This window comes from Pedobacter africanus, from assembly GCF_900176535.1.
In the GTDB taxonomy this organism is placed as follows: Bacteria; Bacteroidota; Bacteroidia; order Sphingobacteriales; family Sphingobacteriaceae; genus Pedobacter; species Pedobacter africanus.
The window spans coordinates 2,610,362-2,636,553 of record NZ_FWXT01000001.1 but is presented as its reverse complement, the minus strand read 5'-3'; the positions used below and the strand labels follow the sequence as shown (position 1 = coordinate 2,636,553).

The window sequence follows — 26,192 nt, the reverse complement described above, 5'->3', positions numbered from 1 at the left end:
GAATAAATCTGCTTTTATTGCGTAACAAAAGGCTTTTAATGCACTGATTTTGAAAATCAGGACATGTATTTAAGCGGCTTTATCTTTCAGCGCGGTCAGGTAATTGGATGGTGTTACCCCTATTATCCTTTTAAATGCAAGCGAAAAAGTATTCCGGGAGGAAAATCCGGCATCCTGGGCAATTGCCTCTAAAGTAAATTGTTTCCATTCCCCCGCTTCAAGCCGGTCTTTTACATAAAGGACACGCATATTGTTAATATAGGTGTTGAAGTTAAGCTTATAGTGGTTATTGAAAAGGTCGGACAATTTATGGTTGGGCACTTCCAGCTGGGAAGCAAGGTCACTTACCGTAAGCCCGGTCTTTCTGAAAACCTGGCTTTGCCTGATGTAATCTTCAACCCTGGCAACAAGCGCATTGTCATACAATTTAACTCGGTTTTCACTGAATTCGTTTTCCTGCCGGCTTAACCGCGCTCTGGCCCTGGTATATCCGTTAGCTTTCACACGAACAAAACCGAAGATAAGGGCCGGGCTTAGGAAAAAAGAGCCACTTAGCACCAGGAGGGTTAGTCCGAGGAAGAACACCAGTCTTCCTGATTTCAGGATGCGCCAGGCATCATCGAAATTTGCAAGGATACTTATATTCACGGTAAGCATTCCAAAAAAAATGACACCGCAAATAGTGGTAAACGCAAGAATCCAGGTTATCGTCTTTCCTGGAAACTTTTTTGCCTTTGCCGATAGGACAGCAAGGCGGAATTGCAATAGCGTATATAGTAAAGCTGATAGCGGAAAAGTAGTCCAATGCCAATTTTGGACAATATACCTATTGTCACTAAAAGCAAAGCCTACATTGCTATGTATCTGGTTTACTACCCATTGCTGAGTAGCCGCATTGGCAAAAGTATAGGGCGCAATGGAAACCAGCGCCGGAACAACAATGAACAAATGCAGCAGATGTTTTGGTTTAAAACTCGCATGTTTCGGATCCAGGCACCCCCTGATGTACAGAAAAAAGCAGGGCGCAATGAGGTAATAGACCGGCAGGCCTTTATTAAATAATATTGGATATTCTCTTATCAATCCGGAATTGGTAAGCACATAAATAAAGCCGTACCAGATCACGCCAAAGATGGCAAAACATAGCAAAAGGTTTAAATATAGCCGTTCCCTGCCAAAAATTAGCAGTTTTACTATGGCCAGGCACAGGATAAAAATTGAGCCAATAATTGTAATGAATACCGGGTGCAAATTTTAAATATAAAGGTTTACACAAAGTTAAACCCCTTGATTCACAATCATCGAAATAATTATTTAGTTTATAAAAATCCAACCATGCACTTTACCAGGAGTAAATTTTATTTCAACCTCCCCTTCCTTGCAGGAAGGAATTACAGTTTTCAGGGCATAAAAAAGCCAGCAGTTCATATAACTGCTGGCCAAATCCGTGGTCTCGACGGGAATCGAACCCATATCTAAAGTTTAGGAAACTTCTATTCTATCCGTTGAACTACGAAACCAATGTTACCTAAAAAGTAACGGCCGCAAATATAGCAATAAAACGTCTTGTTTAAATAACCTATTAAACAATTTTGTACTGTTTATTATTATTTAGCGAATCGCGCTACCATTCTGATGCTTAGCTATTGGCGCTACAAAGGCCAGCTTACCATCTGCATCTTCCGACATCAGGATCATTCCCTGCGAAACAATTCCTTTAATCTCACGCGGGGCAAGGTTCACAATTAAGCTTACCTGTTGCCCAATGATCTCTTCCGGCTTGTAATACTCGGCAATACCCGACACTACTGTACGCTGATCAATTCCTGTATCCAATGTCAATTTAAGCAGCTTCCTGGTCTTTTCCACCTTTTCTGCGGCAATGATGGTTGCTACGCGGAGGTCAACCGCAGTAAACTGTTCAAACTGTATGTTCTCTTTTGCCGGGGCAGCAGCAGCATTAGCAGTCGCATTATCGGCTTTGCTTTTGTTTAGCTTGTCTATCTGGGCCTGCACAGTCTCGTCTTCAATCTTCTCGAACAGCAGCACAGGCTCGTTCAGCTGGTGGCCGCGGTGCAATAAATTCAGCTTACCCGCATTTTCCCACTGATGGCCACCATAGTTTAGCATTTTCATCAGCTTATCGGCCGTAAAAGGCAGAAATGGCTCTATTAGGATTTCTATATTGGCAGCAATCTGCAAGCTGATATTTAAAATGGTGCGCACGCGGTCTTCGTCTGTTTTGATGACCTTCCATGGCTCTGTATCTGCCAGGTATTTGTTCCCTAAACGGGCAACGTTCATCACTTCGCTCAAAGCCTCCCTGAAACGGTAATTTTCAATTGAAGCGCTGATTTTGGCCGGATATGCTGCCAGTTCGTCTATCACCTGCTGATCTTCCGGGGTAAGGTGCATGCACATTGGCACTTTACCTCCAAAATATTTGTGTGTTAACACTACCACACGGTTCACAAAATTCCCCAGGATAGCTACCAACTCATTGTTGTTCCTGGCCTGAAAGTCTTTCCAGGTAAAGTCGTTGTCTTTGGTTTCCGGAGCGGTTGCCGTTAATACATAGCGTAACACATCCTGTTTATCTTTGAACTCCTCCAGATATTCGTTTAACCATACCGCCCAATTTTTAGAGGTCGATATTTTTTGTCCTTCCAGGTTTAAAAATTCATTGGCAGGCACATTGTCGGCAAGGATATAGTCGCCATGCGCCATCAACATGGCAGGAAATATGATGCAGTGAAAAACAATATTGTCTTTACCAATAAAATGCACCAGTTTGGTGTTTTCGTCTTTCCAATAATCTTCCCAGCTGCCTTTTTCCACTTCGTTCTGGTTGATGTAGTATTCTTCGGCTTTAGGGTTCCATACATCGAGGCGGGCATATTCGAACAATTCCCTTGTGGCCGAGATATAGCCTATCGGTGCATCGAACCACACGTAAAGCACTTTTCCTTCGGCATCTTTTAAAGGCACTTTAACCCCCCAATCCAGGTCGCGTGTCATGGCACGGGGCTGTAGGCCTGCATTTAACCAGGATTGGCATTGTCCAAACACATTTGGCTTCCATTCTTTATGGCCATCAATGTATTTTCTCAATTGGTCTTCGTATTTATCCAAAGGCAAAAACCAGTTCTTGGTTTCTTTTCTTACCGGAGGTTCACCAGACAAGGTAGATTTAGGATTGATCAGGTCGGTTGCATTCAGTGTACTGCCGCAGTTTTCGCACTGATCGCCATAGGCGTTCTCATTTCCGCATTTAGGGCAAGTTCCGGTAATGTAGCGGTCGGCCAGAAAAGTCTGGGCTTTTTCATCGTAATACTGTTCTGTAACTTCTTCAGTAAAAACGCCTTTATTGTAAAGGTTCTCGAAAAAGTCGGATGCCGTCTGATGGTGCATCAGCGAAGAGGTGCGGTGATAAATGTCGAATGAAACGCCAAATTCCTTAAAGGAATCACCGATAATTTTATGGTATTTATCTACCACCACCTGAGGGGTAACCCCTTCTTTTTTGGCTTTAAGTGTAATAGGAACACCGTTTTCATCAGAGCCGCAAATAAACTTCACATCCCTCTTGTTGGAGCGCAGGTACCTTACATAGGTGTCTGCAGGCAAATAAACGCCCGCCAGGTGGCCAATGTGTACCGGTCCGTTGGTATAAGGGAGCGCGGCTGTAACCGTATATCTTTTTATTTTACTGTTATCCAAAACTATTTTTATTATTTTGTCAAAGATAAGTGTTTTACCTATGATTAAACAGCCACCCTATTTAAAAAAAGGCGACAAAATTGCAATTGTTTGCCCAGCCAAGAAAATCCCAAAACCTATTGATAACGCAATAAAGATTTTGGAACAGTGGGGGCTGGAGGTAATTACAGGTGAAACGGTACAGGCAACTTATCATCAGTTTGCAGGCAATGATGCGTTAAGGACCTCAGACCTGCAGCGCTTTTTAGATGATCCGGAAATTAAAGCAATTATTGCCGGAAGAGGCGGCTATGGTACCATACGCATCATTGACGAACTTGATTTCACTAAGTTTAAAGCCCAGCCCAAATGGATCGTTGGATTTAGTGACATCACGGTACTCCTTTCGCATTTACTTGCTGAAACAGGTGTTCAAAGCATCCATGGCCAGATGCCTTATACTTTTGATGAGGCATCTCCTGAATCTTTGGAATCGCTCCATGCGGCGCTTTTTGGCGAAGCAGTAAGTTATACTTATGAAAATAGTTTTCCCGGCAGAGACGGATCTGCTGAAGGCATTTTAATCGGTGGCAATTTAACCCTGCTGATTGCCGTTCAGGGCTCTGTATCTGAGATGGATTATACAGATAAAATCCTTTTTATAGAAGATGTTGGCGAGCATGAATATGCTATCGACCGCATGATTCGGATATTGAAGCGGGCCGGCAAACTGGCTAAATTAAAGGGCCTGATTGTAGGCGCATTTAATGAAATGACCCCGGAGAGTATCCTTTTTGGGCAAACACCAGAGCAGGTGATATGGGATGTCGTTAAGGAATACAATTACCCGGTGTGTTTTAATTTTCCTGTAGGACATATCAATGATAACAGAGCGATGGTGGTTGGGGCTAAGGTGAGGCTGGCCGTTAAACAGGAAAATGCAGAACTGTCCTTGATTGCATAAGCAAGGTCTTATAAAATTATTTTTTTATTTCCTAAAAAAGGTTGTGATCGGTCTGATTTATACCCTTCACAATGAAAATATTATATGTATTGTTTTTCCTGTTCCCGGCTTTTAGCGGCCTGGCCCAGGAAGATGAAAAGGTTAAGGATATTATAGAGAGCCTTGCCGAAAATTTACCGGAAGATACCGACCTGTCGGAACTAACCGAAAAGCTGGCTTATTTTCGTAAGCATCCCATTAACCTCAATAAAACCACACCAGAGCAACTAAAGAGCCTGGTATTCCTATCGGCAGCACAAATAGGCAGTTTTTTTAACTACTTCCAGAGCAATACCAAATTACTGGATGTGCTGGAGCTGCAGGCCATACCCGGCTTTGACATTACAACCATAACAGGCTTTTGCCTTTTGTAAGCCTAAGCTTAGCTGAAGGTTATGACCAGTTAAAGATGAAAAGCTTGCTAAGCAGGGGCAATAACGATCTTATTTTGACGTATGCCCGGTTAATGCAACAACAAAAGGGTTTTAAAGCACTCGCTGGAAGCAGGTATTTAGGCAGCCCCGAAAAAGTGTTTGTTAAGGTACAGGTACCAGTTTTCAAATATCCTTTCGGCGGCGTTGGTGAGGGAAAAAGATGCCGGAGAAACACTCTTTAACAAAAAAACAGGCATGGATCATCTCTCTGGCCATCTGGCATTATTTAAGCTGGGCAGGCTTAAAAAGCTGGTACTGGGCGATTATAACCCCCAATTTGGGCAGGTATGCGCTTTACAGCTACAGTGGGGTTAATACCATAGGCAGTGGCCTGGACGAAATTGAAGGCAGCAAAAAAGCGGAAGTTAAATTTCAGGTTAGGTGCCAATTCTGACTGTGAAAGGAATGACGCGCAAGTTTCAGCACAACAATATTTTTCTGTCAAAATTCTGTGAAAGTATTCAAGATTTTATAACAAAACACATCAAATTAATTAATGAGAAATATTTGATTGTTTAAGTTATTATTATCATATTTGATTGTAACTATATCAAATATGATAGCAGAAGAAATAAAAGATAATGGCCTGCCGGTTTTTGAGCAACTCAAACAACTAGACGAAAATGGGAATGAGTATTGGACTGGCCGCAAACTGGCAAAAGTATTGGAATATGCAGATTTTAGAAATTTTCTTGTTGTTGTCGAGAAAGCTAAAGAAGCCTGCCGAAATAGCGGCTACAGCACCGACGATCACATCGTTGACTTCAACGAGGAGATCAGACATGGTAAAGGTGCCACCAAATCTTACCCAAGTGTAAAACTATCCCGGTACGCGTGTTACTTGATTGTTCAAAATGCAGATCCTGGTAAAGAGGTTGTAGCATTAGGGCAGACTTATTTTGCGGTGCAAACCCGCATACAAGAGATGCAACAATTGGAAGCTTATCAAAACCTAAATAGTGAAGATGAAAAGCGGTTGTTTTTGCGAAAAGAGATGAATGAAAAAAATAAGCATTTGGCGGGTGCAGCCTGTGGAGCAGGGGTAATTGATCCGATTGACTATGCAATCTTCCAAAACTTTGGCTACAAGGGCTGTACAATGGATTAGATGCCAGTGGAATACATAAGCTTAAAAATCTCAAAAAGGGCCAAAATATATTAGACCATATGGGAGGTTCAGAACTGGCTGCAAACCTTTTTAGGGTTACGCAAACAGAAGATAAGTTACGGAGAGAGCGTATCAATAGCAAAGAAAAAGCAAATAAAACCCACTTTGAAGTAGGGCAGAAAGTTAGAAAAACCATAAAGGAATTAGGTGGTACTATGCCGGAAAACCTCCCAAGTATGAACAGCATTAAAACAATAAATGCTAAACGTAAAAAGGCTACCCCAAAATTAAAAAATAATTAACGATTTGACATTAATAACCCATATATGAACAAAATAGTTAATGCCAGTGAAGTCTTATTGGACTATAAAAGCCTGCTTGCAAGGCTCGATCAAATTGATAAACAGATAGCAAAGCAAAATGAGAAATTGGACTTAATAATTAGGCGTCTCAGTAATTATCTGGAAAACAGGGATAACTTAAAACAATATGAACAAAGCAGAACGATTAATTAAAAAACGGCCAATGAAATAAACAACAGCATAAATTTTACTTCTTAAGAGGTATTAATAAAGAGTCTCGACTACCAAATTCTGACAACTTAGGGAAGAGACAATAGATTAATGCCCATAACGATTATTGTTGTACCTTAGCGGCTGCACTATAGCGAATCATCAGACAAGGGATCCTTGGCGGATTCAGCAATAAGGCCGGCACCGTTGTAGGTGCACGTTGGCGCAACCGAGATGTGATCAGGGGCTTGCCCCGTAAAAACAGCAAGGCCGCTACACAATTACAAATTAACCAGCGCATTAAGTTTGGCTTGGTTACCGCCTTTACGGCACGCCTATCCAACTTTATTGACATGGGCTTTGGCTCTGGCGATGGTTCTACCAGTGCCATGAACCAGGCTGTAGCCTATCATCTGGAAAATGCAATTACCGGTGTGGCGCCAAACTTTACCATAGATTATACCAAGGTAAAGATTAACCGGGGCAAACTGCTGCTGGCCAATGGTATTCAGGTAGCCGTTACTACTGCCGGCCGAATTGATTTTACCTGGCTAAACACCGTACCTGATGGCAAGTACAAAGACGCGACCGACAGGGCAAATGTAGTGGTGTACAATCCTGTAAAAAACACCTTTGTGGTTTTGCCAGGCGCCGCGGCACGTTCTGCCCTGGGCTACAATCTAACCGTGCCACCAGATTACGCTGGCGATGATGTGCATTGCTACATCAGCTTCAGATCAACCATCAATAGCAAGCTTGTATCGTACAGCGAATATATTGGAGAATTCACGGTGCTATAGGCTGAATTAACAGGAGGCTGTTCTTGTTCTTGAAAAGCGGCTTAGACGGACACCTGGGTGACGTGCAGCTGGCACAATAGCCTGAACAGTTTTCTAAATTTTAAACCATTAAATGATAAACAGAATGAATACACTAAAAATACTAAAGGGAGAGGTTTCGGAAAGAAACACACTTAAAACACCATCAACAGGCAAGCTGGTTAATAACTCCGGCTATTTGCTGGGGTTTATTGCTTTTGCTCTGGCAAATACTGCCGCATGTTATAACGGGCTCCGACCCGAACATAGGCTATATAGATCCCAATATCTGGCTGCTGATTTTGCTTGGCCTTATCTTCTTTCTGCTAGTGGCCGGTTTGTGCTGGTGGCTTTTGCAAAAGGTTTGGGTTCTGCTAGGCCTGCCCGCTTTAAGCAACATGGTTTCACAATTTAAAACATTAAGCTTATGTTATCAATTAGGATTTTACTTTGCATCTTTTACTTTACTGCTGCTGGCAGCTATAGGATGCCTGAACGCCATCTGCTAAGCATAGCCCGGGCCGAAATTGGTGTAAGGGAAGCTACAGGACGCAATGATGGAACCAGGATAGAGCACTATTTAGCAGCCGTTGGTCTGGATAAGGGCCATGCTTATTGCGCGGCATTTATTTCATAGGTTTTAAAGAAGCAGGATATCCTTTGCCCCGCACAAGCTGGTGTCTCCGGCTTTGTTTCCCACAAGTCGGCTTGCGAATACGGCAAAGCCTGGGGTTGTATTCGGGTTGTATTTCCCTGCGCTTAAAAGGATTGCCCAGGTTGGTTTTGTGGAAAGCATCAGGGGTACCTGGATAAACACTATTGAGGCCAATACAAATTTATCGGGCAGCAGGGATGGGGATGGCGTGCACAGGAGAACTAGACATGCCAAAACCATTTACCGCTATGCTGATTGGACAAGGAAAGGGTCTTCCAGATGAAATGGTTTTATGTTTGCAAAAATGGCCATCAGCAGCTGTGGCTTGTTTAAAAAGACGAGCAAAACCACGACAAGCTATGCGCAGTCATCAGCAAAGGAAATAGAGCAACGCCAACTGGTTTTGAAAAGCGCAAATAAGGAAACCCAGATTTTTATCTACTGGAACGATCGTGGCTTTTACCAATTTCGCCATATAAAAGAAAAGATTGACCAGGCTAAGTCTGGTCAATTGAAGTTAGCAGAAGACTGAAGAAGAGACAAAGGTTAAAAAGAGTGAGCCTGGGAAGGTATGGGTGTATGTTGGGATAATAGTTATTGTAGTGATCTTCGGTTATTGCTTCATACGTAGTAATAGTTCATAGTTCATCGGATAGAATAGAAGTTTCCTCCAATTTGTTTGCTTATTCAGCTACATAGCCTTAATATTGTCTCTATACCCTTTAATTGTTATCTAAACTTGAGGAATAAATCATAACAAACCAAGAATAAATGGCAAAATGCGCTCTCCTTTTTTTGTTGATTTTTATTTCTGTTGACCTCGCTAAGGCCCAGACTTCCGAGGTCATGAAAGGAAAGGTGATTGACTACAACTCAAGTTTGCCACTTGCAAGTGCTACAATTGAAGTGTATAAAAACAAAGAAGTTATCCAAATAGCTAAAACAGATAGTTTAGGTCTATTTTATCTTTCAACGGATAAATATAAACAACATACAAGTCTCCGGATCTCTCAGCTTAATTATCATAGCTTAGACGTTCACAGAAATCAAAAAAGTTTCGATGAAAATGAAAAACAGAGGAAAAAAGATCTTGGCATCTTTGAACTAAACTCTAAAGCAATTGAACTCAAAGAAGTGGTTATCAAAAGAAACAAACGGTATAGAGACACCACAGTTATTGACTTATCGAATGAGAATTTTGAACGTTCCATTATGATCGATAATCTGTTTTCTCAAAAAGGTTTCTATAAAGATGCAAATGGAAAGCTCTTTTACAAAGGGAAACCAGTTTCTGAAGTTTTGGTAAATGGAGGAGATTTTTTTGGGAAGAATAATCTATCGATTTATGACAAGCTGCCAGCCCTGGTATTAAAGAATATTGAAGTTGTAGAAACCGATATTGACAGTATAACACAAATTACATTGATAAGGCCGACGGTTAAGGTTAATCTGAATTTAAAATCCGCATATCAAAAAGGAAAATTTGGTAATGGCGCGCCAGGCATTGGAAGCAGACAAAGATATTTTTTGGCAACAGATAACTTTAGCTACAGGAAAAAGGAACAAATCTCGTTAAGTGCCGGAGTAAATAATATCGACAACCCCATTAATCTTCCAGAGCCAATTATTAGGTTTTCGGCGATGGGAAACAACACCCGTCGCAAATTCGCGAAATTGACATATAGTAATGCCAAGAAGAAACTGGAATATGGCCTTTCCGGTATGGTTAAGAAAGAAGAGAAAGAGTTTATGTCTAATTCTGAAAGAACAGAAGAAGTAATACGCCAGACTTCAATAACTAAAACAACAACCGCTTCCTCTTCTTTCATGATAGAAGATCTGTCCACTAATTTAATCTACAAGATAGATTCCGCTAATAAGCTAAAATTCAGAAATACCATAAACTACAATCAAACCACGACCATCGATACATCTGACTATGATTTCGAATCTGAATCATTAAAAACCTCACTTTACCTCAGGAGGAAAAAAGATGTACATAGTACGAGTGTTTTAAATACCATTAACTACGAGCATTTTTTTCCCGAGAAAAAAGGCAGAATATTAGGTTTCGACATTTTTTCAAAAATTAACACCTACAGAAATACTGAGATAAATAACTTGGAAAAAGACTCTAGTGGAACTCCTAGGATTGAAAGGATTACTGGGTGGAGAAAAGCATCCGAAGTATTGTCCAAAATGGAAAGTTACCTGATCGAACCATTGGGAATTACTTCATATTTAAGATTTAATGGATCATACCGAAATGAAAATTTAAAATTTAAAACAGAAATCTCGCCAGTGTATGCCGAAAATCTACCTCCAGGACAAAATGAACTGGCTATGGGTTACTGGACAACAGGGGTCCTTTATCACAAAACCTTCGATAAAGTAGCCTTGGAAGGAAGTTTTGATGGCATTCTGAATTCAAGGGCTTTTAATTCTAAAAAAGCGAATCCCCTTTTTAACATGGATATTAATACAAAATTAGAATACAGGGTTAATAATAAGAATACACTTATTTTAAATTATGGAATAAAGCCCGGCTACCCAACTTCAGATCAACTAACCAATTTTAATGGCTCTTTTGACATTTCATCCATGATGATTGGAAATATAAATTTAAAGCCAGAGATTAAGCACTTTTTCACAGCATCTTATTCAGTTGAAAAAAGTGAGGTTACAAATTATTCAATTACATTTGGTCTTAACCGCTATTATCAAAAACACGGCATTAATGCTTCAACGGGTAACAATTTTGCCCAGTACTATTTTTTTGATAACATTGGTTCTTCAAGCGCAGCAAATTTTGCTTTTTTACTTCGGAAATCTTTAAAAACCAGCCAGCAACTATACAACAGGATTAGCCTTGATTATAATGAGTCTCCTACTAAAGTAAATGAAAAGGTATCGTTAACAAAGGGATTAAACATTTCAAATACATTTACGCTAAACCAATCTTTCCTGAACAACGATATAAGCCTTTCATCGTCCGTTTCCGCTCAATACAACAGGTATATCTATGAGAATGGGATTACCAACCAGATTAATTTTACCTATTCTGATCAGGTAGCAATAAACTTACTAGGGCTCCGGCTTATCAACTCCCCAATAATCAACTACAGCCAAACAAAAAACAGAAGCAATTTTACTGCTGCGTTAAACCTGGAAATCAAAAAGTCTATCTTAAAAAACTATGGTTCAGTATGGATAAAAGGATACGACATCTTCAATTCCTTCAGGTATGATAATAATTTATTCAGCTCTTACTACACACAAACAATTAAATACAACAACCTTAAAAATTATTTCCTCATTGGCTTCAATTATAAGTTCAACAACCTGAAATAATTAGTATATTCGATAAATGCGATTTCTCAAACTCTCAAAATTTCAAAACTTATGAAAAAACTCTTTCTATTATGCAGTGCAATTATCTGCTGCCTGCAGGGGTATGCCCAAACTTTCAGCCCCTCAAGTGCTACCATTAATTCGGGAGACCAGGTAACAATAACTACTTCTGGCGAAACTGCCACAAAGTATCTTACAAACATCTATCTTTCAGAAATTAATTCTATCAGCATTACTCCCGGCTCATCATATGCTGGCTACATTTCTTCGGTAATGAATGGGCTCCCCGATTTCTACTCGATAGCCACCCAAAGACCCACAAGCTTTAAAGCTACTATTAACAATTCATATACAGCTGCTATAAAAATTAAAATAGCGTTTCAAGTTTCATACAATGGAACCGGGGGCTCGGGTAGCGAGAGAGTTTTTTGCGAAATTACAGTAAATCCTACTCCTGTACCAACATCATATGGTAATCAGGTTCGGTCGAGAACTTTCTATAAAAATGATTGTAGTTCTGGGTTCGAATCAGACCCATATGTCTATACTGTACCTGCCAATACATTTACCGCTCCAACCCAGGCTGAAGCCAACGCGCTGGCAGATGCCAGAATTGATGCTCAGGGACAAAATGCTGCGAACGCTGCATTAACCTGTAAACAAGTATACTATAATACCGAGGCTTCAGCTGTTTTTACGAAAAACAACTGTGGTCCAAATTTGACACCTACAGCAGTAACTTATATTGTCACCGCGAATAAACATAAGTCCCTCATCTCACAAGCAGACGCAGATGCGAAAGCACAAGCAGACATTGACGCAAACGGCCAGAACTATGCAAATGCAAACGGAATGTGTATTGCTGTTCCTTATATAGAAGGCCCAGACCAAGCATATACCACGGTAGATTACACTTATTTTGTAGGAAACCGTTCTCCAGGCGAAACTTATGAATGGATAATCCCAACCAATTTCACAGTAGTTAGTGGATTAACAGACTTTAGCATTACACTTGTACCAAAAAGGGCGGGAACTGCGCCAAATACCAAAACTATCAAGGTTAAAATAACCAAAAGTAACGGTGAGATCTTAACTATTTCAAAACAAGTAACTATAATTTACTGCTTAAATTGTCCTATCTAAGCTTCATTTAAATAGTAAAACAACTTTTTTAAATTGAGTTAATAAAGAGAAATAACGCACCTAAAATTCTTTATAATAAAAAAAGCCCCCATTAATTACGGGGGCTTTTTTTTGCCGTAGTAGAATCTACTTATCCCACCACAATGGTACTTGCATTGCATTTACCGGGTTAATAGGAACATCGGAAGGGATGTTTCCAGCATTATATGACCTTTCTGATGAAGGGTAAGGGAATCTTAAAGGAACAATATTCATATAAGGTTCGATATCAATATCCTCACCGTCATAAACTTCATTGTTTATTGGCAACACAGGGTAACCAGTTCTTCTAAAGTCATTATAGGCCTCAAACTGCAGGTAGTTGGCAATGTATTTTTGAGTCATAATCATCCTGTACGCAGTAGCCGAAGGCGTAGCAACAGTAAGAAGATTGGCTGCCGCATAAGCTGTATAATCTGTAATGCCATACAGGGCCATTGAAGCAGCAATCCCATCATTATAGGCTGAGATCACAGCAGCATTCACCACTTTTCCTGCTTTAAGGAATTCCGCTTCTGCCCTGATAAAAGGAACTTCCGCGTAAACCACTAGATTTAACTTTGCATCCCTGGCACTATAAAAAGGTGCAATTGGCGAATAATTGGCAATTGCAATCGGAGGGCCGTCATTTGTTACACCAATATACTTTCCGGCATTTGCACCAGTGGCAACTTTTGCCACTTGGAATGCAATCCTAGGATCATTAGAATTCTGCAACAGATTTACATAATATTGCGACGGCCTTGGGGTGGTACTCCATTTACCGTCAATTGCATACTGATACCATGGGTTATCAGAATTTGTAGCAGCCATGTACTGGAAAAAAGGAGCTTCTGCTGCCGTAATAGATCCAGCATTTAAAGCGCCTAATGCAAGGTTTGCCTGAGTAACCGCACTATATCCAGGAGCATTTGATAATCTAAGGTAATACCTTGCCTTTAAGGTATTGGCTAAATGCACCCATTTAGACATTGTTCCACCATAAATGAAGTCTTCTGTGCCAGGCTTAAGTCCTGTTCCTTTTCCCGCATCGATAATTGCCTGATCCAACAAAGCCTGAATTTGCTTGTAAATATCTTCCTGTGAGTCGTATTTTGGCTTGGTATTTCCACTTTCTGCTTTAAAGGCATCAGTATATGGAATAGAGCCATAGCACTCGGTCAGGTAAGCCAGGTTCCAGGCCATAATTATTCTTCCAATTGCAGCATAAGATGGATTTCCGTTTTTATCTGCTTTTTCAATGAGTTCCTTTGCAGTTCCCATGATGGCTGTATAAGAAGAATATCTCCAGAAGTTATCTACATCATTGGCAACAAGGTAATAATTACCTTCATGTGGCCCTGGGGTAGCATAAGCTAAGTGTTTTGTCCAAAAGGATGTTACCCTGGTCGGGTATCCGCCGGCAACTTCGTAAGAGAATGTGCTGATGATCGCCGAAGTCATCAATCCTTCTGTTACTTCAGAAGGATTATTGGGATCCCTATTAACATCCAGGTATTTTTTGCAACTGAATAATGCAGTCAGCAATAAAAATACAACGGGGTATATGATATATTTTATTTTCATGATAGCTTTCTTTAAAATTTAACGTTAAGACCAAAAGTAACTCCTCTTGTTCCCGGGGTAACTGCATGATAAAAGCCCTGTGCATTTCCATTACCCAGCAAGCTGCCTTCAGGATCTTTAAAACTAAAATCAGACTTGATCCAAAGGTTACGCCCGGTAACAGAAAAACCGATAGACTCAAAAGGGGTTTTAGCGATAAGTTTTTGCGGCAGATTATAGCTCAGTGTAACTTCTCTTAACTTCACAAAACCACCATCTTCAACCAATGTTTCGTACGAAGTAGTATACCAGTTCTGGAAATAGGCCTGATCCTGTAAAACAGGCGTTGTATTTGGCTGGCCATCAGACTGTCTTACACCTTCCCAAAGTTTCATAGTGTTTCTTTGTTCGGTTACCTTAGCTGTTCCATAAAAAGTAGAGTAGTACAAATCAAAGTTAAGGATGTCTCCGCCATGTCTGATGTCAAACAAAGCAGATAACGACAGTCCTTTATAACTAAAAGTATTTCTGATGCCGCCTGTCCAATCAGGTGTCACATTACCAATTGGCCCAAGGTCATCCGCAACAATAGGCAAACCATCGTCGTCAATCAGCATCTTGCCTTGGTCGTTACGGGCAAACCTGGTTCCCCATATTACACCATAGCCGTAATCTTTATCGGCCCTGATCTGTGGACTTTCAAAACCCGCAAGGAAAATGTTATCTACACCTTCGGCGATAGATTTTAATTTATAACGGTTCTTTGCAAAATTTACAGCGATATCCCAGCTAAATGCTTCTGTTTGTATTGGCGTCGCATTTAATGTTACCTCTATACCACGGTTCAAAATCTCACCTGCGTTGATCATGCGGTCTACATAACCACTAGCACCGGATACCTCCTGTGGAAGGATCTGGTTCCTGCTGACTTTATCGTAGTAAGCAGCATCAATGCCTAACCTGTTTTTGAAAAACTTCAGTTCCAAACCGATTTCTTTTTCTGTCACTTTTTCAGGAACAAGCCCTTGGTTATACAAACGCGCATTTCTTTCAAAGCCGTTCACTCCATTGAAAGGAAAAGCAATGTTTCCTCTCTGGCCATCCCCTGGGTTTGCCCTTACATAAGTCTGATAAACTGAATAAGGATCAGCATCATTACCAGCCTGAGCATAAGGCAATCTCAACTTACCATAGTTGAAATATTTGTTATTGTTCAGACCCAGTACATCACTAAATACAAAACCTGCAGATACAGATGGGTAAAAGAATGAATTGTTATCCACCGGTAAAGTTGAAGACCAGTCATTTCTTGCTGTAGCGTTTAAATAAAGAAAGTTTTTATATTCAAAAGTTGCGGATCCGTAGATACCAATCAGCCTCCTTTGCTCATCTGCCTGAAGCGCTTCTGTAGTTTGGGCTCCGGTGATGTCATAGAAACCAGGAATGATGTCCAAGCCTCTTACTGTTCTTCTTGCAAATTTCCGCTGATTGATGTTATTACCGATCAACCCGGAAATCTTCATATCATCATTGATCTTATAATCAGCATTTAAGATCAGGTCATTATTAATCTGTGTTTGTTTGATCAATGCATCATACATCCTACCTCTGGGCACACTGATCGTACCCACATTTACGTGTTCTGCCTGGTTATCAGTATAGGTATCCAGACCAACCCTGTTGGTTAATTTCAACCAAGGTAAAATTTCGAGGGTGGATTCATTTGAAACCACAAACCTATCTACGCTACTTGGCATTTCGATGTTATCCAATAACCAGTAAGGGTTGTTAAATCCGGCCTCATTTGTCCAAGACCGATTACCCGCCAATTCATATTGGGCCTTGCTATCGAAACTAATAGGGGCAAAGTTCAATGAATACAGGTATGAACGCTTAGAGTTTCCTTCAGGCATCCGCATGTTTTTGGAATTGGTATAATTCACAGATGTGCTGGTATTAAATTTACTACCTAGCTGTGAAGAGAAATTACCGGTAATACTATTCCTTTTAAAGGTATTTTTCTCAACGATACCCTGCTGGTCCAGATTTGAATAAGTAAGGATATAGGTAGACTTGTCTGTTCCACCACTAAGGGACACTGAATTATTCCATACCTTACCTGTACGATAAAACTCTTTTCTTGGATCCATAACCTTAGGCATGCCGATGGCACTGATCACCGCCTGGCTTACACTGTCCTTATGAGGTCCCCAGCTGGCAGATGTCTGCGTGGCGCCGCCATTTTCTGAATACCCACCTGCAGTAGGTGGCAACCCGTTTTTATATTTACCCAAGGTACCCTGCAAATAAGAGGTCTGATAACCGTCTGTAAAGGCATTGTCAAGGGCTAAACTGGAAGAAAAAGAAACTTTTGGATATTTCCGGTTGGCGTCTTTCTTTCCTCTTTTGGTTGTGATCATAATTACACCCATCGCTCCTCTCGAACCATATAATGCCGATGCCGCAGCTCCCTTTAAAACGGTCATTGTTTCAATTGTGTTCGGATCAAGGTCAATCCCCCTGTTTCCTCCGGCCCCATTAAACAATGCGCTTTCATCCGTCTCGCTAATCCCCCTGTTGGTAGAATTATCCATTGGAATACCATCAATGATAAATAACGGCTGGTTATTTCCAATTAATGAAGTGGTACCCCTAATGGTAATCCTTGAAGAAGAACCTGCCTGACCACCGGAGTTATTGATTTGAACACCAGCAACCTTACCAGCAAGGGCATTCACTACGTTGGATTCCCTGGAGTTTAGGATGTCCTGGGGTTTAACCGCCTGTGCAGAATACCCTAAAGTTCTTTTCTCTTTAGAAACACCTAAGGCTGTTACTACAACCTCACCTAATTGTTGTGCATCTGTTGATAAGGTAGCATTCAAAACATTTGACGCTCCCAAACGAAGTGTTAATTGCGTATAACCAATTGAGGTGAACTGAATAGATGTTGCGCCTGAAGGGGCTTTTAGTGCATATTTCCCATTTGCATCTGTAGAGGTACCGGTCTGAGTACCTACAATTTTTACGGAAACTCCGGGAATTGGCAAGCCATCATCCTTTCCTGTAACCGTACCTGTAATTGTCCGATCCTGAGCTATTGCTGCTCCTGCAACTAGCATCAAAATGAACAAACTTTGTAGAAGTTTTTTCATTAGATAAAAAAATTTAGGTTAGTTAATAATTGTCAAATATACCGAATATGATATGCATGCATAGCATATCAGAGACAGCTCATTTACAAATGACACTTCCGTGACATGAACATTTAACAATTTAGCACTGAAAAAAGTTTTATTTTAGAATATTATTTTTGTTTTTCCAGCATAACAAAACAAAATTTCAATATTTAATATTCACAGCCCAGATCACAAAACTTTTAACACACTTTAACAAACCGGATAAATTATTTTAATCATTAGCTAAATTATTTATATTCAATAAGCAAAAGTCACCTTTTTTAAAGTGTTAGATGCAATTAAATCTGTCAAGGCAGAAAAATGAGAAAATTGAAATTGTTTTTAATCCAAAACGGATTTATAACAAAAGCGCCGATTTTCATGATGAAAATTGGCGCTTTTGTTATAACCTTACAAATTGAGGCTAAGCCCCAACAGTATATGTTAATGTAATTGCATAAGGTGCAGCATTCATAATAGCCGCTTGTTCAGAAATAACTGTGCCGCTGTTCAGCGTAATTACGATGCGGAAAACAAATTTATCTCCTACGGCCAAACCACCTACCGTGAGGCCGTTAGATGCAAACAGTGTCACCAAGCTATTCAAGCTAGCATTGTAGGTTTGAGGCCAGCTGGTAATGGATGCAAACTGCTGTGTATAAACAGTTGTATTTGGTGCAGTGGCTTTTCTATAATCTACCATTACAGCCACAGATTGCACATTTCCGCTCTCTACTACTTTTAACAAAAACTGATCTGCAGTAGCAGGCGCCGCCTTGCTCAGCGTTCCATTATTATATGGAGCTGCCGCTGTTCCGGTTGCAGCAGTGCGTGTAAACTGTGCATTTGCCGAATTTTCAAATTCGGGATAACGGCTCTTTTTACAGGCAACCGTGCCTGTAATTAAACCTATGATGAGTAAGAATTTTAAATATTTCATATGTATGCGTATTTAATTGGACCAGAATATTTTTCCGGCAGTACCATATATATCAGGCTGACCAGGAAAATTAGGATTAGAACTTTGCTCAGAATTAGGATATGGCAAACGGAAGGGGAAAGTTCTTATACTCACCATTTCCGGATCAACAGCACCAGTAGTATTTGGTATAGCCGGGAAACCTGTACGGCGGTAATCTGTATAAGCATCCATGCCATAGCCAAAACTGGCAATCCATTTTTGGGTCATAATGATATTTAATTTTGCATCAGTTGTTGTGGCCGCTGCATAATTAGCCATAATGGCGTTAATATAGGTATCCCTGGCCAAATCAGTAATTGAAGGAACGGTCTGAACAGAGCCTGGAACAGCTGCAGCTTGTTTATTAATTTTCGCAAAATTTTCTACCATAGCTGCCCTCAATAGCGCATCCGCAGCACCTGTTGTACCTATAGTTAATGCAGCCTCTGCCTGGATAAATTTAACCTGATAGCTGGTTAAAACCCGCACAGGGGCATCTCCAGGTCCGCTAGTCAATGACGCTGCCCCACCAGTTCCATTGTCATACCGGCCGCCTACCGGAAAAAGCCCCACAAGCGATTGGAATGTACGCTGGTCCTGATTACGGTTTGGCCCTTTAGAAGCAAACCGGACAGAAAGGAACCGTCCATCCCTGAAATCGACAGGGTTGGTGGGATTGCCTGTTGGCGTAAGCTGGTTATAGATGTAGTAAGGCATCCGCGGATCGGCCGAATTCTTTAAAATGGTATAAAAAAATGGGCTTACAAAACTCTCGCGCTGTCCAGTACCATAATTGGCAAAGAAGCCAATATTTCTGTTTTCAGGTGAAGATGAAGTGCCAAATTTAAGCTGAAAGTCCTGATCTTCTGCTGAAATCAGGTTATTTCCTGCAATTAAGGCATTGATCTGGGCTGTAACATTACGTTTTAACCGAACCTGATTATATAATTTTAATTTAATGCTATTTGCCAATCTGATCCATTTTGTTCTGTCTCCTCCATAAATAAGGTCACTGTTAACATCAGGAGAAAGCGACGAAGAGGCTGCACTTAAATTGGTAATGGCATTATCCAACTGTACGAAAAGATCGTCGTAGATGGCCGAACTCGCATCATACTTAGGTTTCAGATCATCATTTCCTTTTAAGGCGTCAAAATAAGGCACATCGCCAAAAAGGTCAACCCAAAGACTAAATACATATGCCTTTTGCACTTGTGCAACACCTACATAATGTGGTGCATTTTGCGCTGTCCCTTTGTTTATTACGGTCTGCAAATCGTACAATACCCCAGGGAACACGCCATATGAACCACCTGCGTAACCCCATGCGTTTTGAAAGTTTGTACCATCTATTACATAGTCATTTACCCGGGAATTCACAATCTGGTGCACAAATGTAGAGGTTGCAGAATTGATCCCGCCAACATTCTGACATAAGTTAAATGTAAGCCCGCCTTCCGCGGCCGGTAAAATTTGCGTTAAAGGAAGATCAGTCGGATTATTCGGATCGGTATTGATATCCAGAAAATTCTTCTGGCATCCCCCAAAAATAACAGAGAAGCCAATTATTGCCAGCCCTGTAAAGTATTTATATCTATTTTTCATGTTGTATCAATTTTATATAATGAATTGATTAGAATGTCGCTCTCAGGTTCAAACCAAATCTTCTTGTGCTAGGCGCGTTGGTATATTCTATACCTGATATGTTCCTGGTATCGGCAGCACCATAAGTACTGGTTTCAGGATCAAAGTTGGTTCCTTTAGGAAAATTTGGGGCATAGAAATACAGGTTACGTGCAGTAAGCGAAACATTTAATGAGGAGATCGGTGTTTTTTCAATCCATTTTTTTGGAATCATATAACCTAATGAGATTTCCCTTAACCTGAAAACACTAGCATCAAAAATTAGTAGATCGTTCTGGCCGCTTAACCCGTTTGCGTTGAAATACAGATCGTTTGTGGTGGTCTGCACTTGATTAGGAATTTTATTACCATTGCCATCCAGGATTGGCTGGAAAGGAGGAGACGGATCTCCGTAGAAACCTTTTATAATTTTCGGCGTTAAACGGTCATCCGTATCAGTGGTTACACCACGGCCCAATAACTGGCCCACCGTACCGGAATACAAGTCGCCTCCGTGTCTGTAATCAACTACAACACCCAGACTTATTCCTTTATAACTGAAAGTATTTGTTAAGCCTGCGATGAATTTCGGGTTAGGATCTCCAATTTCCATATTAGGAACTTTAATCATCAAACCAGTTACCCTGTTTATCAGCACATTCCCCTCTGAGTCTTTAGCAGTCTTGCTTCCAACCAGAATACCATAGGGCCTTCCAGGCCTCAATACAACAGCAGGGTCCCCAAAACCGGGAACAACAGAAATTTCATTTAGTCCCTCAGTTAAGCTTACCACTTTATTTCTGTTGGCAGAGAACACACCATAAATATTCCAACTAAAGCCATCCGAAGTTTTAAATGGATTCAGATCTAAACCCAACTCAAAACCCCTATTTCGCATTTCTCCAAAATTCGTTAATTTACTTGTAAAACCAGAGGTAGCAGCAACAGTGATCCCTGCAATCTGATTGGTTGATTTTTTGTCGTAATAAGTCGCGTCAATTCCGATCCTGTCATTCAAAAATCTCAATTCCAAACCAACTTCCCTTTCTGTGGTAAACTCAGGAGTCAAATTAGGGTCTGACAATTGGTTTCCTGCTGTTCCTGCAGATACACCTAAAAATGGAAAGGTCAAATTGCTGGCATTATTTCCTAAAACAGGATTCACTGTATATGTAGGGATCAACTGATATGGAGTTGCATCATTACCTACCTTAGCCCAGTTCGCCCTTATTTTTCCATAAGAAAGCCATGGTGTTTTATCTCTGATCAATTCAGAAAACACAAAAGAAGCATTTGCTCCCCAATAGAAAAAGCTGCGGTTCGATTTTGGCAGGGTAGACGACCAGTCGTTACGCCCGGTGAGGTTTAAAAACAAATAAGATTTATAATCAAGCTGCACATCGGCAAACGCACCAATCAATCTCCTTTGCGTATATATCCCTCCATTTGGCAGTACGTTCGCTGTATTGTCAATGTCATCAATATCAAACACCACCATATTTGTACCCACTACCGACTGGCGTTTCCTGGTTTGTTGGTTCACGTTATGACCTAAAATACCTTTGAATCCCAAATCAGGTGTGAGTTGCCTGGTTACTGTCGCCAGAAAAGTCGATTCTATTTCCTGGTTATAAATGTCATCATTTGTGACTTCACCAATACCACTGGCACCGACGGAGCCCCTGCGGATTGTCCTGATACGGGTATCAGAGAACTGGTTCAAACCGATTTTATAATTCAGGTTTAACCAGCTATTGATATCGTAACTCGCACCCACGTTACCATAAACCCTATTCACGTCGCTTTTATAGGTATTGTTCCGGATAGACCAGTAAGGGTTATCCACCCCTGCAACCGGGAATACCTGGCCCAATGTAACCGGGTTTTGATAAGGCATTTGGCTGAAATCAGACAGATTCCAGTTTCGGGCAAAATACATAGTCCTTGCAAAAGCGGAGGCCTGGCCTACCCCGTTCTGTGCACCGAGGATTAAACCATCCTGTTTGGAATTTACATAAGACAAAGTTCCCATAACGGTCAATTTATCATTTAGCTTCATATTTCCTCCAACGTTTAGGGTTGAGCGCACAAAATCAGAAAAGTCAATGACACCATCATTTTTACTTTTAGATGCCGACACTGTGAAATTCCCTTTTTCGCCTCCACTACTCATCTGGATCTGGTTTTCAAACACCGAGCCTGTCTGGAAGAAATCCTTTACATTGTTTGGATAAGCCTGGTAAGGTGCCCTTGTTCCGGCTGGGAACTGAGGAAAAGCAGCATTGCCAGCATACCAGTGCGGAATCGTCCCATCTGCAGCAATTCCGTTGCCTTGCGGATATATGCTTGGCGAGTTAAAAGCTGGCCCCCAACTGCCATTGGCATTTGAATAGTTAAACTCGCTACCAGCACCATATTTGTTCTGATAATCTGGCAGGCTAGCAACGTTTTCAAAGGCATAAGAACTCAGCAAAGAAACTTCAAAACCTTTTTTGTTTCCTCCCGATTTACCTGTCTTAGTTGTAATCAAAATAACACCATTGGCGGCTCTTGAACCATATAAAGCCGCGGCCGCAGCACTTTTGATCACCACAACGCTTTCAATATTGTTCGGGTCTAAATCTACCGCCCTGTTAGATACCGCATTGTTGTTTACCAGGGTAGAAGCACCGGACTGATCGGAAGAGTTATTAAAAGGAATACCATCCACAACCATTAATGGCTTGTTATTCCCTAAAAATGAAGTATTACCACGAATCGTAATATTTGTGGCACTTCCGGGAACACCATTGGAAGCAATAATGTTTACACCGGCAACTTTTCCGGTCAACGCCCTTAACGGATCCGGTTCCGATTTTTGAGCCAATTGAGCATTGGTTAATGTTGAAGCCGTATAGCCAATTGCCTTGGTTTTCCGCTCGATACCAAAGGTTGTCACCACAACTTCACTGAGCATCCTGTCATCAGGCGACAAAACCACATTCAGCACATTGCTGCTGCCAACAGTTTTAACCTCTGTAAGGTATCCCAGGTAAGAAAATGCTAAGGTTACTTCACCAGAGGGTATGCTCAAGGCATACTTGCCGTCGCCTCCGGTTGTTGTTCCTCCAGTGGAATTTTGAATTTTTACACTTACACCAGGCAATGGCAATCCATCATCCTTGGCTGTAACTGTACCCGTAATTGTTCTATTTTGCGCCATAGCGGAGAACCCCGCCAAGGAGAGCAATATGAACAAACTTTGTACAAGTCTTTTCATAAAAAGTAATTTAGGTTAGTTAATAATTACCCTAAAGATAGTGGATTTTAATATGCGTGCATAACTATCCACAACAACATTGTTACATATGACAATTTTATGACAAGAAAGCACAAAATTAAAAACGGAATAATTAAAATATTTGAAATTATATTCCAACAAATCAAGTTATAAAAGATTTTTATTCTAAACTAATTTTCAAAACCCGCCGCTATATACATTTTAACATCTTTTAACAAAACATAATGCAACATTTTACGTTGCTCAGTTACAACCACCTAATTCACCAAAAAAATCGCGTTGGTAAACAACTGTTTCCCGTGCTCCCAAAACGACCGGAAAAGCAAATTCGTTCCGAAATAAATCACTGCCCCTTTGCCTTCCGGCTGTACACCAAAAAGCATCCCGTTGCCCAATTTCTTCAGAACCCCTTCCCCTGCAATTCCCGCAACATAACTTCCGGGCTTCAGCACTCCAACATTCCAGCCTTTATTTAAGAATTCATACAGTCTATCATCTGTTTTCAGCGTGTAATAATAATTCCCCAACCCAGCTGCAATAGGGTGGCTATGGTCAAGTTCTACTTTTAAAATTGCCCCTGGAATTGCATTCGATAAATTGGCCTGTTTGCGGCTAAAGAATCTTGGCGTATTGTTAATCACTAGCTCATCTTTAAGCTGCTCTTTTTTTTGCACATCGAAAGGCTTCTTTCCCACAGCGCTCAGGATCGCATCTTCCATTAAAATTAACCGCCCCCCGATCTTAATCCAATCTTCCAGCTTTTCATTGATGTTGTCCCCATAAGCGCCATCCGGAAAAATCAATGTATTGATTTTATTGATATCCAGGGCACCAATATCATCCAGGCTAATAATGGTTAAGGGATAGCCAAGTTCCTGCTCAAAAAAGTACCATATTTCACCCATACTTTGGGCAGAACTCTCTGGTCCGGCAACAATGCCCACCTTAGGTACATTTAATATCGGATACACCGAGGAGCCAAAATCCTTTCCTTTATCTACAAAACCTCCGGCAGCCTGCTCAAACTTTATTTTAAAAGTCTTTTCAATTGATGCAATCCGCGTAGCCAGGTCTTTAAGCGATCTTTCATTTTCCGGCCTGTAAACCAGCAAAGAGCCCACAGGATAAGCCTTGCCCTTAACCGTAAAACCTTCCTCGGCCATTCTTACTTTGATACCGGCTTTTTGCAAGGCCATCAGGACCTTTGCATCTTCAATAGCGTTCCAGGGTAAAAGCCATGCATAGGGCTTTTCAACGCCTGATACCGCAGCAGCAGGTGCTTCCGGAAAGGGCTGCGCTCCCTTTAGAGATTCTTTACAGGCATAGGCGTTCAACCCGTAAGCATAAGGCAAAGCCCAGGCCGTAATATCGTAGGTATTGGAATCGCTCACCGCTGTTTGCGGCTCAAAGAGCACATTTGCCAGCATGGCCCTGGGTTGCGCTACATTAACAATCAAATCATTGCGCTCTACTGTAAAAGCCTCTACCTTTCCTGTTTCATAATTATACCCCTTTAGCTGCCTGCTGCCACCAAAGGCAAACTCAATATGGTTCTTCCTTAAAAGCTCCGCCAGGCGCTTTAGCCTGCTCAGATTTTGAGCCTTTACCACATAGGTTTTAAAAACGCCGGGAGGAGTAACCAATGCCTTTTCAAAATACTTTCTGAACTCGTCTACCAGCTTGTCTGCATTCTTTGACACCGTTTCCAGCGTGGCTATTCCGGTGGTGAAATGATGATCGATCCGGTCTTTCAGTGTTAAAGTATCCTTATCTATAGTGATCACAGCCAACCCGGCACCGATACCTCCCTGTTCATAGGTCATGCCAATTGCGCCATTATATAAAGGATAAGTATCTCCATAAGACGGGTATAACAGATCAAATTGCTCCTTTGTAAAGTACTGCCAGCCTTTGCGGTCAAAATATTTGGCATTGTTCTTTCCAACGGTAACCTGAAACTCCCTTTGCCAGGGGGTCACATCCTGGTGGACAGGCTCGGCAGCTGGGGCAAAATAATAAGGCTCATTGTAATTCTGTTCATGAAAGTCAACATGAACCTGGGGCATCCAGTCTTGATACAACACCAGGCGCTGCTGCGTTTCTACCTGTGTTTGCCAGGCCCAGTCGCGGTTCAGGTCAAAGTAATAATGGTTAGATCTTCCTCCGGGCCAGGGTTCGGTATGCTCCCTGGCCATCGGGTCAGGATTCGGCTTTGTTCCGCTTACACTGTTAAAATAATTGACATACCGTTCCCTGCCATCCGGATTAAGGCAAGGGTCTATAATTACAATCGTGTTCTTTAGCCAGTCCTGAACGCCCGGCAGTTTACCTTCTGCCAAAACGTATAGTGTTTTTAAAGCCGTCTCCGTTGAACTGGCCTCATTCCCGTGAACATTATAACTCAGCCAAAGTATCGCTGGTTGCTTAATGGCTTTTGCTAAGCTCTTTTCGCCCCTGCTTAAGCTCTGGTTATTCTTCCTGATCTGTTCCAGGTTGTCTATGTTCTCTTTGGCCGATACAATAGCAACCAGTAGATCGCGCCCCTCATAGCTTTTTCCATAATTTACAAGCCTGATGTTTTTAACGATCTTGCCTAGGTACCGGAAATACTCCAACGTCCTATTGTGCGAGGTAAACCTGCTCCCCAATGAATAGCCCAGGAAATCATCAGGAGATTTGACCTGTGCCTCCGCAATATTCCAGCCGCACCACAACAAAAAAGAGAACAGAAGGCATTTTACCATATAGATTCGTTTACATTCGTGATGGCCTGGTATGCTGTAGTCAATATACCAAAATAATAAAGATTATTCTTTGTTTAGGCTTCATTAGAATAAATTTG

The 26,192-nt window shown here is 41.2% G+C and carries 20 protein-coding genes and 1 tRNA gene; 12 read left to right on the top strand and 9 right to left on the bottom strand.

Going from position 1 to position 26,192, the window contains the following annotated elements; genetic code table 11:
• Window positions 1–69 precede the first annotated feature (69 nt).
• From B9A91_RS10985 to metG, 3 genes are all read right to left on the bottom strand, one after another.
• Window positions 70–1,149, bottom strand: a complete 1,080-nt coding sequence (locus tag B9A91_RS10985) for a helix-turn-helix domain-containing protein (RefSeq protein ID WP_144008898.1) — start codon at window positions 1,147–1,149, stop codon at window positions 70–72.
• 299 nt (window positions 1,150–1,448) lie between these two features.
• Window positions 1,449–1,520 (bottom strand) — tRNA-Arg (locus B9A91_RS10980).
• A 91-nt stretch (window positions 1,521–1,611) separates the two neighbouring features.
• Window positions 1,612–3,720 carry a methionine--tRNA ligase gene (metG, locus tag B9A91_RS10975; RefSeq protein ID WP_144008897.1) on the bottom strand — a complete coding sequence of 703 codons (2,109 nt, stop codon included), beginning with the start codon at window positions 3,718–3,720 and terminating at the stop codon, window positions 1,612–1,614.
• Window positions 3,721–3,760: 40 nt separating this feature from the next.
• Here metG and B9A91_RS10970 point away from each other — a divergent pair, with 40 nt between their 5' ends.
• From B9A91_RS10970 to B9A91_RS10915, 12 genes are all read left to right on the top strand, one after another.
• Complete coding sequence (locus tag B9A91_RS10970) at window positions 3,761–4,663, top strand: S66 peptidase family protein (RefSeq protein WP_084238424.1); 903 nt, start codon at window positions 3,761–3,763, stop codon at window positions 4,661–4,663.
• Window positions 4,664–4,734: 71 nt separating this feature from the next.
• Window positions 4,735–5,076, top strand: coding sequence for a helix-hairpin-helix domain-containing protein (locus B9A91_RS10965; protein ID WP_084238422.1), 342 nt, complete (start codon window positions 4,735–4,737; stop codon window positions 5,074–5,076).
• A gap of 220 nt (window positions 5,077–5,296) precedes the next feature.
• Window positions 5,297–5,530, top strand: coding sequence for a hypothetical protein (locus tag B9A91_RS10955; protein WP_084238416.1), 234 nt, complete (start codon window positions 5,297–5,299; stop codon window positions 5,528–5,530).
• Window positions 5,531–5,692: 162 nt separating this feature from the next.
• Window positions 5,693–6,244, top strand: a complete 552-nt coding sequence (locus B9A91_RS24235) for a BRO family protein (protein ID WP_200815633.1) — start codon at window positions 5,693–5,695, stop codon at window positions 6,242–6,244.
• Window positions 6,245–6,303: 59 nt separating this feature from the next.
• Window positions 6,304–6,546: a hypothetical protein gene (locus tag B9A91_RS24230; RefSeq protein ID WP_200815632.1), complete on the top strand. Its 243-nt coding sequence runs from the start codon at window positions 6,304–6,306 to the stop codon at window positions 6,544–6,546.
• Between the two features lie 368 nt (window positions 6,547–6,914).
• Window positions 6,915–7,556, top strand: coding sequence for a DUF6266 family protein (locus B9A91_RS10940; protein WP_317043336.1), 642 nt, complete (start codon window positions 6,915–6,917; stop codon window positions 7,554–7,556).
• Between the two features lie 124 nt (window positions 7,557–7,680).
• Entirely contained in the window at window positions 7,681–7,989 is a 309-nt protein-coding gene (locus B9A91_RS10935) for a hypothetical protein (RefSeq protein ID WP_084238411.1), read from the top strand.
• Between the two features lie 12 nt (window positions 7,990–8,001).
• Window positions 8,002–8,211: a hypothetical protein gene (locus B9A91_RS24395; RefSeq protein WP_235012527.1), complete on the top strand. Its 210-nt coding sequence runs from the start codon at window positions 8,002–8,004 to the stop codon at window positions 8,209–8,211.
• 52 nt (window positions 8,212–8,263) lie between these two features.
• Complete coding sequence (locus B9A91_RS24390; protein ID WP_235012526.1) at window positions 8,264–8,512, top strand: hypothetical protein; 249 nt, start codon at window positions 8,264–8,266, stop codon at window positions 8,510–8,512.
• Window positions 8,513–8,521: 9 nt separating this feature from the next.
• Window positions 8,522–8,761 (top strand): hypothetical protein, encoded by a 240-nt coding sequence (locus B9A91_RS10925; protein WP_144008895.1) that lies wholly within the window; start codon window positions 8,522–8,524, stop codon window positions 8,759–8,761.
• Window positions 8,762–9,000: 239 nt separating this feature from the next.
• Window positions 9,001–11,580, top strand: a complete 2,580-nt coding sequence (locus B9A91_RS10920; RefSeq protein ID WP_144008894.1) for an outer membrane beta-barrel protein — start codon at window positions 9,001–9,003, stop codon at window positions 11,578–11,580.
• Window positions 11,581–11,631: 51 nt separating this feature from the next.
• The gene (locus tag B9A91_RS10915) at window positions 11,632–12,723 is read left to right on the top strand and encodes a DUF5977 domain-containing protein (protein ID WP_084238408.1); all 1,092 of its coding nucleotides are present in this window, start codon (window positions 11,632–11,634) and stop codon (window positions 12,721–12,723) included.
• Window positions 12,724–12,849: 126 nt separating this feature from the next.
• Here B9A91_RS10915 and B9A91_RS10910 read toward each other — a convergent pair whose 3' ends face one another.
• The 6 genes from B9A91_RS10910 to B9A91_RS10885 all read right to left on the bottom strand — a co-directional run bounded on the left by B9A91_RS10910 (window position 12,850) and on the right by B9A91_RS10885 (window position 26,094).
• Complete coding sequence (locus tag B9A91_RS10910; RefSeq protein WP_084238407.1) at window positions 12,850–14,328, bottom strand: SusD/RagB family nutrient-binding outer membrane lipoprotein; 1,479 nt, start codon at window positions 14,326–14,328, stop codon at window positions 12,850–12,852.
• 11 nt (window positions 14,329–14,339) lie between these two features.
• Window positions 14,340–17,462, bottom strand: coding sequence for a SusC/RagA family TonB-linked outer membrane protein (locus B9A91_RS10905; protein WP_084238406.1), 3,123 nt, complete (start codon window positions 17,460–17,462; stop codon window positions 14,340–14,342).
• 448 nt (window positions 17,463–17,910) lie between these two features.
• The gene (locus tag B9A91_RS10900) at window positions 17,911–18,426 is read right to left on the bottom strand and encodes a hypothetical protein (protein ID WP_084238404.1); all 516 of its coding nucleotides are present in this window, start codon (window positions 18,424–18,426) and stop codon (window positions 17,911–17,913) included.
• A gap of 12 nt (window positions 18,427–18,438) precedes the next feature.
• Window positions 18,439–20,052 carry a SusD/RagB family nutrient-binding outer membrane lipoprotein gene (locus tag B9A91_RS10895; protein ID WP_084238401.1) on the bottom strand — a complete coding sequence of 538 codons (1,614 nt, stop codon included), beginning with the start codon at window positions 20,050–20,052 and terminating at the stop codon, window positions 18,439–18,441.
• A 28-nt stretch (window positions 20,053–20,080) separates the two neighbouring features.
• The gene (locus tag B9A91_RS10890; RefSeq protein ID WP_084238398.1) at window positions 20,081–23,329 is read right to left on the bottom strand and encodes a SusC/RagA family TonB-linked outer membrane protein; all 3,249 of its coding nucleotides are present in this window, start codon (window positions 23,327–23,329) and stop codon (window positions 20,081–20,083) included.
• Between the two features lie 278 nt (window positions 23,330–23,607).
• Window positions 23,608–26,094 carry a M14 metallopeptidase family protein gene (locus B9A91_RS10885; protein ID WP_084238395.1) on the bottom strand — a complete coding sequence of 829 codons (2,487 nt, stop codon included), beginning with the start codon at window positions 26,092–26,094 and terminating at the stop codon, window positions 23,608–23,610.
• Window positions 26,095–26,192 lie beyond the last annotated feature (98 nt).

Bases quoted from the DNA above. Each gene is read 5' to 3' on its own strand.
- B9A91_RS10970 (WP_084238424.1), top strand. From the start codon at position 3,761: ATGATTAAACAGCCACCCTATTTAAAAAAAGGCGACAAAATTGCAATT.
- B9A91_RS10965 (WP_084238422.1), top strand. From the start codon at position 4,735: ATGAAAATATTATATGTATTGTTTTTCCTGTTCCCGGCTTTTAGCGGC.
- B9A91_RS10955 (WP_084238416.1), top strand. From the start codon at position 5,297: ATGCCGGAGAAACACTCTTTAACAAAAAAACAGGCATGGATCATCTCT.
- B9A91_RS24235 (WP_200815633.1), top strand. From the start codon at position 5,693: ATGATAGCAGAAGAAATAAAAGATAATGGCCTGCCGGTTTTTGAGCAA.
- B9A91_RS24230 (WP_200815632.1), top strand. From the start codon at position 6,304: ATGGGAGGTTCAGAACTGGCTGCAAACCTTTTTAGGGTTACGCAAACA.
- B9A91_RS10935 (WP_084238411.1), top strand. From the start codon at position 7,681: ATGAATACACTAAAAATACTAAAGGGAGAGGTTTCGGAAAGAAACACA.
- B9A91_RS24395 (WP_235012527.1), top strand. From the start codon at position 8,002: ATGTTATCAATTAGGATTTTACTTTGCATCTTTTACTTTACTGCTGCT.
- B9A91_RS10925 (WP_144008895.1), top strand. From the start codon at position 8,522: ATGTTTGCAAAAATGGCCATCAGCAGCTGTGGCTTGTTTAAAAAGACG.
- B9A91_RS10920 (WP_144008894.1), top strand. From the start codon at position 9,001: ATGGCAAAATGCGCTCTCCTTTTTTTGTTGATTTTTATTTCTGTTGAC.
- B9A91_RS10915 (WP_084238408.1), top strand. From the start codon at position 11,632: ATGAAAAAACTCTTTCTATTATGCAGTGCAATTATCTGCTGCCTGCAG.
- B9A91_RS10910 (WP_084238407.1), bottom strand. From the start codon at position 14,328: ATGAAAATAAAATATATCATATACCCCGTTGTATTTTTATTGCTGACT.
- B9A91_RS10905 (WP_084238406.1), bottom strand. From the start codon at position 17,462: ATGAAAAAACTTCTACAAAGTTTGTTCATTTTGATGCTAGTTGCAGGA.
- B9A91_RS10900 (WP_084238404.1), bottom strand. From the start codon at position 18,426: ATGAAATATTTAAAATTCTTACTCATCATAGGTTTAATTACAGGCACG.
- B9A91_RS10895 (WP_084238401.1), bottom strand. From the start codon at position 20,052: ATGAAAAATAGATATAAATACTTTACAGGGCTGGCAATAATTGGCTTC.
- B9A91_RS10890 (WP_084238398.1), bottom strand. From the start codon at position 23,329: ATGAAAAGACTTGTACAAAGTTTGTTCATATTGCTCTCCTTGGCGGGG.
- B9A91_RS10885 (WP_084238395.1), bottom strand. From the start codon at position 26,094: ATGGTAAAATGCCTTCTGTTCTCTTTTTTGTTGTGGTGCGGCTGGAAT.